General features: G+C 49.5%; 1 protein-coding gene. It reads left to right on the top strand.

From position 1 onward, the window contains the following. Positions 1 to 55: 55 nt before the first annotated feature. On the top strand, positions 56 to 214 hold a 159-nt coding region (locus N6P30_RS24565), incomplete at its 3' end, for an insertion element IS1 3 protein insA (protein WP_001554827.1).

The following is a 214-nucleotide window of genomic DNA, read 5'->3' as shown; positions in this document are numbered from 1 at the left end:
GGTAATGGTGCCAACTTACTGATTTAGTGTATGATGGTGTTTTTGAGGTGCTCCAGTGGCTTCTGTTTCTATCAGCTGTCCCTCCTGTTCAGCTACTGAAGGCGTGGTGCGTAACGGTAAAAGTACTGCCGGACATCAGCGCTATCTCTGCTCTCACTGCCGTAAAACATGGCAGCTACAGTTCACTTACACCGCTTCTCAACCCGGTACGCAT

It is taken from the genome of Enterobacter sp. PL1, assembly GCF_945957325.1.
Lineage (GTDB): Bacteria > Pseudomonadota > Gammaproteobacteria > Enterobacterales > Enterobacteriaceae > Enterobacter > Enterobacter roggenkampii.
The sequence above is the reverse complement of the archived record's forward strand: the minus strand, read 5'-3'. Positions and strand labels throughout refer to the sequence as shown.